This window comes from Methylobacterium sp. FW102-HT35C08, from assembly GCF_058790235.1.
In genome coordinates this window covers 3,683,234-3,698,072 of record NZ_JBYTCL010000002.1, presented here as the reverse complement: position 1 = coordinate 3,698,072, position 14,839 = coordinate 3,683,234, and the positions used below count along the sequence as shown (strand labels likewise).

General features: G+C 69.0%; 11 protein-coding genes. 5 read left to right on the top strand and 6 right to left on the bottom strand.

Annotated features, from left to right (window positions below; genetic code table 11):
- Positions 1-99 precede the first annotated feature (99 nt).
- A complete protein-coding gene (locus tag AC3WSN_RS17640) occupies positions 100-4,170 on the top strand; it encodes a Pls/PosA family non-ribosomal peptide synthetase (RefSeq protein WP_492539663.1) in 4,071 nt (1,356 codons plus the stop codon).
- Positions 4,171-4,595: 425 nt separating this feature from the next.
- A complete protein-coding gene (locus tag AC3WSN_RS17635) occupies positions 4,596-5,747 on the top strand; it encodes a GGDEF domain-containing protein (protein WP_492539661.1) in 1,152 nt (383 codons plus the stop codon).
- Positions 5,748-5,772: 25 nt separating this feature from the next.
- On the opposite strand, the gene AC3WSN_RS17630 is transcribed toward AC3WSN_RS17635, so the two are convergent.
- Entirely contained in the window at positions 5,773-7,248 is a 1,476-nt protein-coding gene (locus tag AC3WSN_RS17630) for a methyl-accepting chemotaxis protein (RefSeq protein WP_192708014.1), read from the bottom strand.
- Positions 7,249-7,622: 374 nt separating this feature from the next.
- Between AC3WSN_RS17630 and AC3WSN_RS17625 the strand changes: the two genes are divergently transcribed.
- Positions 7,623-7,829, top strand: a complete 207-nt coding sequence (locus tag AC3WSN_RS17625; RefSeq protein ID WP_238196074.1) for a SlyX family protein — start codon at positions 7,623-7,625, stop codon at positions 7,827-7,829.
- A 42-nt stretch (positions 7,830-7,871) separates the two neighbouring features.
- Here AC3WSN_RS17625 and AC3WSN_RS17620 read toward each other — a convergent pair whose 3' ends face one another.
- Both AC3WSN_RS17620 and AC3WSN_RS17615 read right to left on the bottom strand, forming a co-directional pair.
- Entirely contained in the window at positions 7,872-9,305 is a 1,434-nt protein-coding gene (locus AC3WSN_RS17620) for an NAD-dependent succinate-semialdehyde dehydrogenase (protein WP_492539659.1), read from the bottom strand.
- 101 nt (positions 9,306-9,406) lie between these two features.
- Positions 9,407-10,192, bottom strand: coding sequence for a class II glutamine amidotransferase (locus AC3WSN_RS17615; protein ID WP_192708017.1), 786 nt, complete (start codon positions 10,190-10,192; stop codon positions 9,407-9,409).
- A gap of 322 nt (positions 10,193-10,514) precedes the next feature.
- Between AC3WSN_RS17615 and AC3WSN_RS17610 the strand changes: the two genes are divergently transcribed.
- Positions 10,515-10,907, top strand: a complete 393-nt coding sequence (locus AC3WSN_RS17610; protein WP_192708018.1) for a response regulator — start codon at positions 10,515-10,517, stop codon at positions 10,905-10,907.
- A gap of 222 nt (positions 10,908-11,129) precedes the next feature.
- Here AC3WSN_RS17610 and rpsU read toward each other — a convergent pair whose 3' ends face one another.
- The gene (gene rpsU, locus AC3WSN_RS17605; RefSeq protein ID WP_192708019.1) at positions 11,130-11,465 is read right to left on the bottom strand and encodes a 30S ribosomal protein S21; all 336 of its coding nucleotides are present in this window, start codon (positions 11,463-11,465) and stop codon (positions 11,130-11,132) included.
- A 222-nt stretch (positions 11,466-11,687) separates the two neighbouring features.
- Between rpsU and AC3WSN_RS17600 the strand changes: the two genes are divergently transcribed.
- On the top strand, positions 11,688-12,734 hold the full coding sequence (locus tag AC3WSN_RS17600; protein ID WP_492539656.1) for a threonine aldolase family protein: 1,047 nt from the start codon (positions 11,688-11,690) through the stop codon (positions 12,732-12,734).
- Between the two features lie 260 nt (positions 12,735-12,994).
- On the opposite strand, the gene AC3WSN_RS17595 is transcribed toward AC3WSN_RS17600, so the two are convergent.
- The gene (locus AC3WSN_RS17595) at positions 12,995-14,182 is read right to left on the bottom strand and encodes a DUF1501 domain-containing protein (protein WP_492539654.1); all 1,188 of its coding nucleotides are present in this window, start codon (positions 14,180-14,182) and stop codon (positions 12,995-12,997) included.
- Entirely contained in the window at positions 14,179-14,313 is a 135-nt protein-coding gene (locus AC3WSN_RS17590) for a hypothetical protein (RefSeq protein ID WP_492539653.1), read from the bottom strand. Before AC3WSN_RS17590 ends, AC3WSN_RS17595 begins: the two co-directional genes overlap by 4 nt.
- Between the last annotated feature and the right edge of the window lie 526 nt (positions 14,314-14,839).

The following is a 14,839-nucleotide window of genomic DNA, read 5'->3' as shown; positions in this document are numbered from 1 at the left end:
GGCGCAGTGCAAAGCCGCCTCGATAACGGCATGATCGGCAGGCTATAGGGCGGCCGCCACGGAAGTGCCGGCCCGGGCGGGCGGCCAGCGGAGCAGCGGATGAGCGACGTCGCCGAGAAGACCCGGCCCGGATTGGCGGCCGGGGAGCGCGAGCGTCCCGGCGAGGGGGCCGCTTTCCTGCGCGGCGCGCACCGTCCGGACCTGATCCGCGACGAGGTGCTGGCCGAGATTTTTTTGGATTCGGCCCGCAGCCGTCCTGACCATCCGTGCCTGATCGACGGCGCGCGCGTCGAGGCGGGCGGCGTCCACCCACGCCTGACCTACGCCGCAGTTGCCGCCCGCGCCGGCCGGATCGCGGCCGGGCTCGCCCACCGCGGCATCGGTCCCGGCGATGTGGTCGGCCTGTGGATGGCCCGGGGCCCGGACCTGCTCGTGGCGCAGATCGGCATCACGCTCTCGGGCGCCGCGTGGCTGCCCTTCGACGCTGAGGCGCCGGCCGACCGGGTCGGGGTCTGCCTGACGGACGCGGCCGCCAAGGCGCTGCTGGTCTCTCCGGCGCTCAAGCCTTCCGCACCGGACGCGGCACCCGCCCTGACGCCGGCCGATCTCGATGCCGCGACCCCCGCCGACGCACCGGTCCCCCACGCCCGCGCCGCCGGCCTGACGCCCGAGCACCCCGCCTATCTGATCTACACCTCGGGCTCGACCGGCGTGCCCAAGGGCATCGTCATCAGTCACGCCAACATCTGCCACTTCCTGCGCTCGGGAAACGCGCTTTACGGGATGCGCGCCGACGACGTGGTGTTCCAGGGGGCTTCGGTCGCCTTCGATCTCTCCATGGAAGAGATCTGGGTCCCGTACCTCGTGGGCGCGACCTTGTTCGTGGCGAGCCCTGCCATGATGGGCGACGTGGAATCGCTGCCGGGCATCCTCGAGGCGGAGCGGATCACGGTGCTCGACACCGTGCCGACCCTGCTGGCGATGATCTCGGGCGATCTGCCGACCGTGCGCCTCGTCCTGCTCGGCGGCGAGGCGCTCCCCGAGCCGCTGGTCGCCCGCTGGGCGACGGGCTCACGCCAGTTGTTCAACACCTACGGGCCGACCGAGGCCACGGTCGTGGCCACTGCCGCCGAGATGCGGCCCGGCGAGCCGGTCACCATCGGCGGCCCGATCCCGAATTATTCGGTCTACGTTGCGGGCGAGGATCTGAGCCTGCTCGGCCGCGACCAGCAGGGCGAGCTGCTGATCGGCGGCCCCGGCGTGGCGCGGGGCTACCTCGCCCGGCCGGAGCTGACGGCGGAGAAATTCATCGCCAACCCCTTCGCGTCGGACGGGACCGACCCGGTCCTGTACCGCTCGGGCGACGCGGTCTCGCTCGATGCCGCCGGCCGGATCGTGTTCCACGGCCGCATCGACGATCAGGTCAAGATCCGCGGCTTCCGGGTGGAGCTCGGTGAGATCGAGGCGCGGATCCGCAGCGTACCCGAGATCAATCAGGCTGCCGTGGTGCTGCGGCAGGATGACGGGGTCGATCGCCTCGTGGCGTTCCTGATCCCGGAGCGTGGCCGCGCCATCGATACCGCGGCGCTCCGGCGGACGCTGGCCGGGCAGATGCCGCCCTACATGGTGCCCGGCCACTTCGAGGTAGCCGAGACGCTGCCGCGCCTGACCTCCGGCAAGGTCGACCGCAAGGCCCTCAAGATCGCCCCGCTCACCGTGGTCTCGGCCGACGGCGAGCAGGAGCCCCCGGCGAACGAGACGGAGGCGGCCCTCGTCGCAGCCGCCAAGCAGATCTTCGGCAACCAGCCGATCCCGCTGGAAGGCGACTTCTTCGCCGACCTCGGCGGCCACTCGCTGCTCGCAGCCCGGTTCGTCTCGGCGGTGCGCGAGACGCCGGCCCTCGCCGGCATCACCCTGCCGGATGTCTACGCCCTGCGCACCGTACGGGCGATGGCCGACGCGCTGATCGCGCGCACCGGCGGGATGGGCGCTTCGGCGGCAATCCATGACCTCAGCTTCGACCCGCCCCCGCTGCTGCGCCGGGCCTTGTGCGGCCTCGCGCAACTGGTGGCGCTGCCCTTCGTGATCGCGCTCGCGACCGCGCAGTGGCTCGGCATGTTCGTCACTTACCTGCTGCTCACCGGCGGCGGCCTCAGCTTCTTCGCCGAACTCGGGGTGCTGCTTCTCGTCTACGTGGCGATCAACGGCGTCACGGCCGTGGCGGCGGTCGCCGGCAAGTGGCTGATCCTCGGGAAGACCAAGCCCGGCCGGTATCCGCTCTGGGGCGCCTATTATTACCGCTGGTGGCTCGCGCAGCGGCTCGCGCCGCTCGTCCACGTGAAGTGGCTGCAGGGCTCTCCGGCCATCGCGATCTATCTCCGGCTGATGGGCGCCAAGATCGGCCGCGACACCCTGATCTCCGATATCGAGGTCGGCGCGCCCGACCTCCTGACGATCGGCGACGGAGCCTCGCTCGGCGGCCGGCTGGTCATCGCCAATGCCGAGATCGTCGGAAACGAGCTGGTGATCGGCCGGGTCGAGATCGGCGCCGACACGGCGGTCGGGACCTCCTGCGTGCTCAGCCACGACACGGTGGTCGGCCCGCAGGCCGAGATCGGCGACCTCACCACGATCCCGGCCGGAACGCGGGTCGGCGCCGCCGAGCGCTGGGACGGCTCACCCGGCCGCAAGGTCGGCATGGCCGAGCCGACAGAGCTGCCCGCACCGGCCGAGGCCTCATGGCGGCGTCGGGCCGGCTTCATGGCGGCCTATGTGGTGCTGCTCGGCGCGATCCCGGCCGTCGGCCTGCTGCCGATCTTCCCGGCCTTCTTCATCTTCGACCAGATCTCGGACTCGCTGTCCGACATCACCGACGTCGACTACCATTGGTACCTGCCGATCCTCACCTGGCCTACCGCCATGCTGATGACCGCCGGCACCGTGCTGCTGATCGCCGGCATCCGCTGGATTGTGCTGCCGCGGACGCGCTCCGGTACCTACTCGGTCCACTCGCTGTTCTACCTGCGGAAATGGTCGCTGGCCCTCGCCGTCGAGGTGACGCTGGAGACGCTCTCGTCGCTGTTCGCCACGGTCTACATGCGGGCCTGGTACCGGCTGATGGGCGCCAATATGGGCCACGGCGCGGAGATCTCGACCAACCTCTCCGGACGCTACGACCTCGCCGAAGTCGGCGCGAAGAACTTCATCGCCGACGAGGTGGTGTACGGCGAGGAGGAGATTCGACGCGGCTGGATGCACCTGGAGCCGACCCGCACCGGAGCGCGGGTGTTCGTCGGCAACGACGCCGTCGTGCCGCCGGGCGCCGTGATCCCGGACGACGTGCTGATCGGCATCAAGTCGAAGCCGCCGGCGAACGAGGCCATGAGCCCCGGGGAGACGTGGTTCGGCTCGCCACCGATCCGGCTGCCGGCCCGGCAGAAGGTCGATCTCGGCTCGACCGCGCAGACCTACGAGCCCGGAATCTGGCCGAAGGTGCGACGCGGCATCTTCGAGGCGTTCGCGACCTCGTTCTCGCCGATGCTCTACATCACGCTCGCGATCACCGTGATCGACTGGTACTTCTATCCCGCCATCCTGGAGCAGGATTGGACGGGGCTGGCCGTCAGCTTCGTGGCGGCGAGCGTCGCCATCGCGCTGATCCAGTCCTCGGCCGTTATCGCCATGAAGTGGCTGCTGATGGGCGTCTACAAGCCCGGCATGCAGCCGATGTGGTCCTGGTGGGCGATGCGCACCGAGGCCATCGCGGTGGCTTACTGGGGGCTGGCCGGCAAGGTGCTGCTGGAGCACCTCCAGGGCACGCCGTTCCTGCCCTGGGTGCTGCGCCTGTTCGGCGTGAAAGTCGGCCAGGGCGTGTGCATGCTCACCACCGACATCACGGAATTCGACTGCGTTACGATCGGCGACTACGCCACGATCAACCGTGTCTCCGCGCTCCAGACCCACCTCTACGAGGACCGGATCATGAAGATCGGCCGCGTCGTGGTCGGGCGCGGCGTCTCCGTGGGCGCCTTCTCGACGGTGCTCTACGACACGAAGGTCGGTGACTTCGCGCGGCTGCGCCCCCTCACCATCGTGATGAAGGGCGAGTCGATTCCGGCCAACACCGAGTGGGAAGGCGCACCGGCGGTCCCGGTGATCCATGCCACCTGATACGATGGCGCGTTGAGCGATTCGGTCAACGCGTCCCGCATCGTCATCACGCGCGCAGCGAGGTGACCCAGGGCCACGCGACATCAGCCGTCGTGGCGCCGCCTGGATTGCTTCGCTCCGCTCGCAAGGACGGCGCTGCTGAGATCAGCGATCCAGAATGGAATGAACGGACGGACCCTGAACAGTCGTTGGCACTGAACTCCCGCATCTACCCGGCCTGACTTCGCCTGACAGCGCTATGTTGTCGGCTGACCATTCCGTGTGTTGCCGCCAATCATTATCCGTTCTGAGGGTAGGTATATTGTCATATAGATAAACGTACTGTACTGATGTTTGTATCAAGCGATTCGTCTTCGAACGGCCTCAGCGGCGCGTGCTCGGGGGCGGGCTCGGCAGCGCATCTGGTTGGAGATCGATGGACGGTCGTGCAGCTTGATCCCGCCACCCTGCTGATCGTCAGTGCGGCGACGACGCTGCTGGTCGGCGCGTTGTTCCTGGCTTCGTGGCGACAGGCACCCGAATCGCGCTCGCTCGCGTTCTGGGGCGCCGCGCACCTCGTCGGCGCGGTCGGCTCAGCCGGGTTGGCTTTGCGTGGGCAGATCCCCGATCTCATCTCCATCGGCGTGGCGAACGCGATCGTCCTCGCCGCCTATGGCCTGATCTGGAGCGGCGTCCGATCGTTCGAAGGCCTGAATCCCCGTGTGGGCTGGGCCACGGCCGGTGCGCTCGTCTGGTGCGCGCTCTGCTTCGTCCCCGCCTTCTACGACTCGATCGTGCTGCGGATCCTTTACGCCTCCGCGGCGGCGACGCTCTACTGCGGCGCGGCGACCGTCGAGATCTGGCGCGGCCGTGACGAGCGCCTGGCCTCCCGGATCACGGCTGCCGCCGTTCTCGGACTGCACGGGCTGTTCTATCTCGTGCGGATCCCCTCGACCTTCCTGGCGCCGCCGCGGCCCGGTCTGAACCCGCTCGCATCGCCGTGGGTGGCCATCCTGTGCTTCGTAACCCTGCTCTTCTCGATCGCCTCCGCCTTCACCTTCATGGCTTTGGTGAAGGAGCGGGCCGAGCGGAAGCAGCGCATTGCCGCGTCCACGGACGCGCTCACGGGCGTGCGCAACCGCCGGGCCTTCGCGGAGGCCGCCCAGGCGGCAATGACCAAGCAAGGCGGGGCGCTCCTGCTGTTCGACCTCGACCGGTTCAAGGCCGTCAACGATGTCCACGGGCATGCGGTCGGCGACGCGGTGCTGGTAGGATTCTGCGCCATGACCGCTTCCCTGCTGCCGCGGGGGGCGCTGCTGGGGCGCCTGGGCGGCGAGGAATTCGCCTGCTTCCTGCCGGAGGTCTCCCCCGCCGAGGCACTGGCTCGGGCCGAGGGGCTGCGCCACACCTTCGCGCAGCTCTTGGTGCCCGAACTGCCCGACCTGCGCGTGAGCGTCAGCATCGGGATTGCGCAGGCCCGCGATGGCGTCGGGTTCGAGACGTTGATGCTGCGGGCTGACGCCGCGCTCTACACTGCCAAGCACGGCGGCCGCGACCGGGTCGCCGTGGCCGATATGGCGGCCGCACGGGCGGCCTGAGGTCAGGCTCGCGGCACCCGGGCGCTCAGGCGAGGGCGCGCGCGGCCTCCGAGACCTTGCGCACCGAGGCATCCACAGAGGCCGCGGAAGCGGCGATGTCCGCCATCGCGGCGCGCGCGGTCTCGACGCTCTGAGCGGCCGATTGCATGTTCTCGGTCAGATCGCGGGTTACCGCCGCCTGCTCGGTGACGGCGGAGGATACGCTGAGCGTGATCTCGCTGAGCTGCTCGATGGTTGTGCCGATCCCGTCGATCGCGGCCACCGCGCGGGCGGTTTCCGTCTGCACGGCCGTGATCTGGGTGCCGATCTCCCCGGTCGCCCGGGCCGTCTGCTCGGCCAGCGCCTTCACCTCGGCCGCCACGACCGCGAAGCCCTTGCCCGCGGCGCCCGCCCGGGCGGCCTCGATCGTCGCGTTGAGCGCGAGCAGGTTCGTCTGGTCGGCGATCGAGCGGATCAGGCTGACGGCAGCGCCGATCCGGTCGGCGGCGCCGGTCAGGCCGACGACGATCGCACCCGCTTCCTCGGCGCGCGTGACCACCTTGTCGACCGAGGATTTCGCCAGCAGGGCATGGCGGCTCAGCTCCTCGATCGAGGAGGCGAACTCCTCCGAGCCCGCGGCGACGGCCTGGACGTTGTGCGCGGTCTGGTTCGAGGCCTCCGAGGTCTCGTCGGCCTGCTGGACCACACGGCTCATCGAGTCGCGGATTGCCGCGATGTCCGCATCGATGGTGCGCTGACCCGCGGCCCGGCGCTCCCGGTCCTCGACCTGCCGGGTGACGTCGGTGGCGAACTTGACGACGGCGCAGGGCGCGCCCGCCGCATCCAGGATCGGATTGTAGGCGCCGAAGATCCAGACGGTGCGGCCATCCTTGCCCACCCGGCGGAACTCGCCGGATTGATGGCGACCGGCGGCAAGGTTCGCCCAGAATGTCGTGTACGCCGTGCCGGCCGCCTCGGCCGACGGCATGAACATCCTGTGATGGCGTCCGCGGACCTCCTCAAGGGTGTAGCCCATCGTCGACAGGAAGTTCGCATTCGCATCCGTGATGGTGCCGTCCAGCGTGAAGCAGATCACGGCCTGCGAGCGGTCGAGCGCCGCGATCTGTCCGGCGAACAGCGCGTTGCGCGCGCGCTCCTCGGTGACGTCGGTGGCGAACTTCACGACTTTGACGACTTTGCCCCGGCGGTCCAGGATCGGGTTGTACGAGCCCCTGATCCAGATGACCTGTCCGGACTTGGTCACCCGGGCAAATTCCCGCGCCTCGTGGTGCCCGGCGCCCAGTCGCGCCCAGAAGGTCGCATAGTCCGGCTTGGCGCGCTCGGCCTCCGAGACGAAGAGGCTGTGGTGACGCCCGCGCACCTCCTCCAGCGTGTAGCCGACGAGGTGGAGGAAGGCGGGATTGGCGTCCGTGATCGTGCCGTCCAGATCGAATTCGACCCGGCTCATGGTCCGGTCGATGGCCGAGACCAGCGCGTCAGCGCGCATACCAAACATCGCCATCCGCCGCCCCGGCCCACTCTGTCAATTCGATTGACGTCCTGTAAAATAGGAACGTTTAAAAAGTCACAATTTACATAACCGGCGAGGCTAAAGCCGATGTCCTGTTTACGCGCGAACGAAGCATGCGCAGCTCAGAAACTGATTTCACGGCGCTCGCCCTTTTTAACAGCAACCTGAGGTGGCATGTGCGCCGGCTCGCCGCGGACCGAGCTTCCTGGCTCGCTCGCCCACCGATGGTGTCTTGCCGTTCGTTTCCGCGAGGATCGGTGTCGCTGCCCGGGTGCCGCTTCGGTTAGGAGGGGCGGGCGGACAGAGCCGCACGGTCGGGTGGCGGCCGTGATCGACTCATCACCTGTCCCGATTGGAGATCGGACATGAACGCCCCGAGCCGGATCGACCGCCTGGAAATGCGTCTCACCGAGCAGGAAGCGACGATCGACGATCTGAACCGGACGGTGACCGAGCAATGGCAGGTCATCGACCGGCTCACGCGGAAGATCGAAGCCCTGCGGGAGCAGGTGGAGGAGGCGGCGGCACGAACCGGCCAGCGCGGACCCGAGCCGCCGCCGCCTCATTACTGATACTTTCGGCCGGCGGCCCCGTGAGACCCGCCGGCCGCGCGATCAGAAATTGGCCTGCGTGACGAACTTGGTCACCAGATACGCGTCCAGTGCCTCAGCGCCGCCCTCGCTGCCATAGCCTGAGTCCTTGACGCCGCCGAACGGCGTCTCCGGCAGGGCAAGACCGTGATGGTTGATCGAGATCATGCCGCTCTCGACCGTGTTCGACACCCGGGCGGCCCGCTCCGCCGAGCGAGTGTAGGCGTAGGCTGCGAGCCCGTAGGGCAGGCGGTTGGCCTCGGTGAGCGCCTCGTCGTCGTCGGAGAACCGATTGATCATCGCCAGGGGGCCGAAGGGCTCCTCGTTCATGATCCGGGCGGTCAGCGGCACCTCGGTGAAGACGGTCGGCTCGAAGAAGTTGCCCTGATTGCCGATCCGCTTGCCACCGGTGCGCAGGCTCGCGCCGCTCGCCTCGGCATCCGCCGTCAGGGCCGCAATGGCGTCGAGACGCCTCCCGTGGACCAGCGGGCCCATCTTGGTTTCGGGATCGAGGCCGTCACCGACCTTCAGGGTCTTGGCGAAGCCGGTAAACCCTTCGACGAAGCGGTCGAACACCGAATCATGCACGAGGAAGCGGGTCGGCGACACGCAGACCTGGCCGGCATTGCGGAACTTGGAGGGCGCGAGGACGGCGATGGCCTTCTCTACGTCCGCGTCACCGAATACGATCGCCGGGGCGTGGCCGCCGAGCTCCATCGTGGCGCGCTTCATGTGTTCACCCGCGAGCGCCGCGAGCTTCTTGCCGATCACGGTGGATCCGGTGAAGGAGATCTTCCGAATTACCGGGTGCGGGATCAGGTAGGCGGAGATCGTCTCCGGGTCGCCGTAGACCAGTGACAGCGCGTCGCCCGGGATGCCGGCATCCAGGAAGGCGCGGACCAGCGCGGCGCAGCTCGCCGGGGTGTCCTCGGGGCCTTTCAGGATCACCGTGCAGCCGGTGCAGAGCGCCGCCGAGATCTTCCGGACGGCCTGGTTGATCGGGAAATTCCAGGGCGTGAAGCAGGCCACCGGGCCGACCGCCTCGCGCACGACCGCCTGCAGCACGCCGTCGGCCCGGCCCGGGATGACGCGGCCGTAGGCGCGCTTACCCTCTTCGGCGAACCAGTCGATGATGTCGGCCGCCGCCAGGGTCTCGACCCGCGACTCGGCCAGCGGTTTGCCCTGCTCGAGGGTCATGACGCGGGCGATCTCGTCGACCCGGGCGCGCAGGAGGTCGGCGGCCTTGCGCATCACCTTGGCGCGCTCGAACGGCGCCACCTTGCGCCAATGCGGAAAGGCCCGTGAGGCCGCCGCCAGAGCCTCGTCGAGGTCGCCCTGGGTGGCAACGGCGCATCGGCCGATCGTCTCGCCGGTCGCCGGATTCAGGACCCCCAGGGTCTGCCGGTCAGCGCCCGCCCGCCAGCGTCCCGCGATGTGAAGCTCGGTATCCGGATACATCGGTCAGTTCCCGCCAGGCCGCATGCTCGGCCGTCAGCGGATTTTGGTCATAGGGCGCCCACGGGCAATGCCCTTTCCGGCATGGCTGGGCCGGATTGTATTCAGGCGGCGGCCCTGGCGCGCTCGGGGACTTCGACGACGGTCGGCCCTCCACGGCGGGCGCGGAGGGTGCCGCCTTTGGGCACGACCTGCCAGCCGTCGCGGCACCCGTCGATCGGCTCCGAAACCACGACGATGCCGCCGGGGCCATCGCGGAAATACAGGCTCGGCGGACGACCGTCGCAGGCCCAGCGATAGGCGGTGAGCGTTTCGCCGTCGGTCAGCAGCGCGGTGAAGCGCAGCGGTTCGCAGACATTGGCGGCCGCCATCAACTCACGGACCGTCCGCAGCGTGCGCGCCATCGCGCCGACGGGATCCTCCTCGAGACCATTGGCCAGGGCCAGCAGGAACAGCGCCTCGGAATCGGTGCTGCCGCGCCGATGATCGTAGAATGCGTCCGGGATCAGGGCCTCGAGCCGGCGCTTGATCCGATGGTAGCCGCCGATCTGCCCGTTGTGCATGAACAGGTGCCGGCCGAAGACGAACGGGTGGCAGTTGGCCCGGGCGGTGGCGGTGCCGGTCGAGGCGCGGACATGCGCGAAGAACGTCCGCGCCCGCACCTGTCCGCACAGGTTCACAAGGTTCTCGTCCGACCAAGCGGGAGAGATGTCCCGATAGACCCCCGGTTCCGGCCGCTCCGCGTACCAACCGATACCGAACCCATCTCCGTTGGTCTCGGTTTTACCCTCGTCGGCGTGCAGCGACTGATGCACCAGCGAGTGGGTCGGCGCGCAGACGAGGTCGGAGAGGAAGACCGGCTCACCGCTGTAGGCGAGGAAACGGCACATGACGGACGTTGATCCTTCAGCTCTGGTTCGCGTTGGATCCGATGGGAACGCCCCGCCGGGGTGGGTCCGCGTTGTGGCAGCAGGTTAACAGTCAGTCCGCTTCGGTGAACAGTTTCTTAACCGACTCCCCACTGCGCCAATTTCGGGCGTTTCGCACGAAACTGGCGCGGCTTGACTGCAACGCAGGCATACCTCCGCCGATTCGCTCGGACACTTGTGAGCCGGCTCCTGACAGGCCAGCATGGCCGAATCGGGGAATCAGAAGTCCGCTTAGTGGACCGTGACCCGTCGAGGGGCACCGCACCGTCATCAGGAGATTTTCATGGATCGCGCAACGCCCGATAGTTCCAGCCCCGTGGCGCTCGTCGTCGAGGACGATGCGGCGGTGCGCGATCTCGCCACCGCGGTTCTGGAAGAGACGGATCTGGGCGTGATCGCCTGCGAGAGCGCGGAGGCGGCCCTCTCGGTGCTCGAACGCTCCGATGTCACGGTGGCGCTGCTCTTCGCGGACGTGCGCCTGCCGGGAGCCATGGACGGCATCTCCCTTGCCCAGGCGGTCGGCCGCCGCTGGCCGGACGTGCGCGTGGTCGTCACCTCCGGAGCGAGCCGGGACGCGCGCCTGCCCGATCAGGCGGTCTACATGCAGAAGCCGTGGCGGGCGCTCGACGTGCTGGTCCAGGCTGAACGGGCCACGATCGCCGCGAAGGCGGCGTGAGCTAGAGCCGCCGTTCCGAACCGTCATCGCGAGCACAGCGACGCAACTTAGGGCGGCGCGACATTCCTGAATGTCGTGCCGCTGGATTGCTTCGCTCCGTACGCAAAGACGGCAGGGTACCTCCGCGGCTTGATCGGCTTCGGAGTCCGTCTGACACCGCGCAAAGAAAAAAGCCCGGCTGCTCGCGCAGGCCGGGCTTTCTCGAAACCGTTGTACGGTCGCTCAGGCGACGGAAGCCGGGCTGACCGGGGTCTGACCCGAGGCGTTGCCACCCTGGCCCTGCGCGGCCGAGGGGGACGGGAAGCCGGGACGGCGGCCGCCGGCGGGGAAGCGCGGCTTCGGCTTCGGCGCGGCGATCAGGCCCTCGCGGATCGCGGTCTTGCGGGCCTGCTTGCGGGCGCGGCGGACGGCCTCGGCCTTCTCGCGCGCCTTGCGCACGGACGGCTTCTCATAAGCCTTGCGCTGCTTCATCTCGCGGAAGATGCCCTCACGCTGCATCTTCTTCTTGAGGACGCGGAGCGCTTGATCGACGTTGTTGTCGCGAACGAGTACCTGCAACGGACTTGATCCTCTGGACCTGGATTTTCGGGCTCACGCGGCCCGCCGCCGATCTGGAAACCGACAACGTCCCTCGCCCGGGATGAACCCGGGAGGGACGGGAACGTCGGTTTCCGAATCGGCGTGGAGCCCACGCCTTGACGGGGCTATTACACCAAGCGCGCACCAGTTCCAACCTGTCCGGGCGATCGATCTGTGCCGGAGCCGTGCTAGGTTGCGCGGATGAGACAGGACGACTCGCAGCAATTCGCCAGCGACAACTATTCCGGCATCTGTCCGGAAGCCTGGGCGGCCATGGAGGTGGCCAATCGCGGTCACGCGCCGGCCTACGGCGAGGATGCCTGGACGAAGCGCGCCGCGGATGCCTTCCGTGCACTGTTTGAGACGCCGTGCGAAGTGTTCTTCGCCTTCAACGGCACCGCTGCCAACGCCCTGGCGCTGGCCGCGCTGTGCCAGTCCTACCACAGCGTGATCTGCGCCGATTCGGCCCATGTCGAGACCGACGAGTGCGGCGCGCCGGAATTCTTCTCCAATGGTTCGAAGCTCCTGACCGTCCGGACGGAGGGCGGCAAGCTCACGCCGGATCTGATCCGGGACCTCGCCCAGAACCGCAGCGACATCCACTTCCCGCGGCCGCGGGTGGTGACGATCACCCAGCCGACCGAGACGGGGCAGGTCTACAGCCTCGCCGAGCTGCGGGCGCTGTCGGCGACCTGCCGCGAGCTGGGCCTCGCCCTGCACATGGACGGGTCGCGCTTCGCCAATGCCTGCGCGAGCCTGAACTGCAGCCCGGCCGACATGACGTGGCGGTCGGGCATCGATGTCCTGTGCTTCGGCGGGACCAAGAACGGCATGCATGCCGGCGAGGCGGTGGTGTTCTTCGACGCCAAGCTCGCCGAGGATTTCGGCTACCGTTGCAAGCAGGCCGGACAGCTGGCGTCGAAGATGCGCTTCCTCGCCGCACCCTGGGTCGGCATGCTGGAAAGCGGCGCGTGGCTGAAGAACGCTACCCACGGCAATGCCTGCGCCCGTCGCTTCGCCGAAGCCGTCGCTGGGCTGCCGGGGGTGCGCGCGCTGTTTCCCGTCGAGGCGAACGCGGTGTTTCTGACGATGCCCGTGGCCACCATGGATGGCCTGCGCGCTCGGGGCTGGCGGTTCTACACCTTCATCGGCGGCGGGGCGCGCTTCATGTTCGCCTGGGATGCCCAGACGGAGCGGGTCGACGAGCTGGTCGGTGACCTGCGCGCGCTGGCGGCCGCCGCGGCCTGACCGGGCGGACGATCTGGACGCGTGCGGTCCGAACCTCCGGCACGCGCCCCATCGCTCCGCCTCGCCGGTTCCATTCTCCACCTCATCCCGAGGTGCCGAAGCGTAGCGGAGGCCTCGAAGGAGACCTCCAGAAGGCGCTGTGATCCCTGGAAGCCTCCTTCGAGATCCGCTGAGGCGGGCAAGTCAGGATGAGAGGGATTGCTGGGAACGGCAGGTATCGCGCCGCCTATACCGCGTCGCGTCCTGACCGTGCGCCACCGCTACAGCAGCGCGAGATCCGCCGGATCCGCACTGGGGAAGATCTGCCGCAGGCTCGCCTGTTCGAGTCCGTAGAGCCGCCGGAACAGGCCGCCGAGCAGGCCGCGATAATCGGTGAGCACCGGATAGTCCCGGTTCTGGAACAGGTGCGCCTCGTCGGCCCGCACCTGCGGCCCCGCGATCCGGCCGCCGCGCACCCTGCCGCCGAGGATCCAGTAGACGCTCCCGTGGCCGTGGTCCGTGCCGCGGCTGCCGTTCTCCCGGAAGGTGCGCCCGAACTCCGACAGCACGACCACCACCGTGTCGGACCAGCCCGGCCCGATCTCCTCGACGAAGCCCGCAAGGCCGCGCCCCAGCTCGCCGAGCCGGTCGGCGAGGTAGCCGGTGCCCACGCCCTGGTTCACGTGCGTGTCCCAGCCGCCGACATCCACGAAGCCGAGGTTGAAGGTCTCGCGCATCAGGCGGCCGATCCGCCGGGCGGACAGCTCGAAGCCTTTGGGCGAGACCGCCCCGCGGTCGGCCTGCCCGGCATGGTCGGAGATCGTGTGGTAGACCGCGTCGCGCACGCGGAACCCCTCGGTCACGGCGGCGGCCAGCTTGGTGTCGCTGTACATCGCCGCGATGAGGCGCGCCTGCCGGTCGTCGATGCCGGGCTTGCCGACGCCGGTGATGGCGATGTTGGGCACCGTCTCGCCGCCCCGGAAGATGAGCGGCATCTGGTCCGTGAAGGCGATCGGCCGGACCCGGGTCAGCTCGGCGGCGAGCCGGGCCATGAAACCGGAATTGTAGTCGCGGGCGGCTCCGACCGTCTGGCCCATCTCGATCGTGTCCTGCGTCTCGAAATGGCTCCGGGTCAGATCGTCGGTCCCGGCGAACGGCACGAAGGCGGCCTGGCCCTTGGCGTAGAGCGGCAGGAGCGTCTCGCGCAGAGCCGGGTGCAGGCTCCAGTCGCCGTCGAGCACCAAAGCGGCCTTCGGGTCGGCGGCGTCCGGCCTGGGGATCGCGAGGGTCGGCCGCGACCGGTAGTAGAAGTCACTGCCGGTCGGAATCACCACGTTGGCGGCGTCGTAGGCGCCGCGCAGGAACACCACGAGGAGGCGCGCGTCGGCTTTCGGGGCGGCCCAGACGCGGCCGGCCACCGTGGACAGGCCGAGCGCCGCCGAGGTGCGGATCAGGTCGCGACGGTTCATCGCATGAACTCCGGCGAGGCGAGATAGAGGGTGTTCCAGTCCTGCGGCGAGACCGCCTGGGCGAGGGCCGCCCGCGTCGCCGTCGACAGGGTGCCGGACAAAGCCGCGAAGTAGAGCCCGTTCGCGAGCACCGGGAAGGCCGGCTCCTCGGCCTGATCGGGCAGCGACGGCTTGAACAGGCCGGCCGAGCCAGCGCCTGGGCTCGCTCGAACAGACTGCCCGGTGGTGTCAGCGCGTCGACCTGCGCCTGAGCGGCGGGCGGCAGGCGCGATTCGGCTGGCGGATGAAGCTGGGCATGCAGCCAGCGCGCCCGCCCTTCCGCGGTGAGCTGCGCGAAGGTCGAGGGCGTGGCGCCCCAGGTCAGGGCATCGAGGAAAGCGGCATCGGCCGCCGCGGCCCGCTGCGGCGCCGCGTCCGCGCGGGGACCGGGGCCCGCCGCGGCGAGCAGCAGGACGGTGACCAGACAGCAGCGTGTTGCGGCGCGCGACATCGGGGCCTCGCGAAGCGTGGATCGGCCGGGGAAGCGTGATGCCGCTCCCATGTACTGTGCCTGAAAGGCAGCTCCATTCTGCCCGCGTCTTTGCCAATATCGGGGCTTGCCGCTACACGATCCCGAGACCGCGCGAGTGCCGCGCCGCGCACCACCATATTCCGCCG

Bases quoted from the DNA above. Each gene is read 5' to 3' on its own strand.
- AC3WSN_RS17610 (WP_192708018.1), top strand. From the start codon at position 10,515: ATGGATCGCGCAACGCCCGATAGTTCCAGCCCCGTGGCGCTCGTCGTC.
- AC3WSN_RS17640 (WP_492539663.1), top strand. From the start codon at position 100: ATGAGCGACGTCGCCGAGAAGACCCGGCCCGGATTGGCGGCCGGGGAG.
- AC3WSN_RS17620 (WP_492539659.1), bottom strand. From the start codon at position 9,305: ATGTATCCGGATACCGAGCTTCACATCGCGGGACGCTGGCGGGCGGGC.
- AC3WSN_RS17630 (WP_192708014.1), bottom strand. From the start codon at position 7,248: ATGGCGATGTTTGGTATGCGCGCTGACGCGCTGGTCTCGGCCATCGAC.
- AC3WSN_RS17600 (WP_492539656.1), top strand. From the start codon at position 11,688: ATGAGACAGGACGACTCGCAGCAATTCGCCAGCGACAACTATTCCGGC.
- AC3WSN_RS17625 (WP_238196074.1), top strand. From the start codon at position 7,623: ATGAACGCCCCGAGCCGGATCGACCGCCTGGAAATGCGTCTCACCGAG.
- AC3WSN_RS17615 (WP_192708017.1), bottom strand. From the start codon at position 10,192: ATGTGCCGTTTCCTCGCCTACAGCGGTGAGCCGGTCTTCCTCTCCGAC.
- AC3WSN_RS17595 (WP_492539654.1), bottom strand. From the start codon at position 14,182: ATGAACCGTCGCGACCTGATCCGCACCTCGGCGGCGCTCGGCCTGTCC.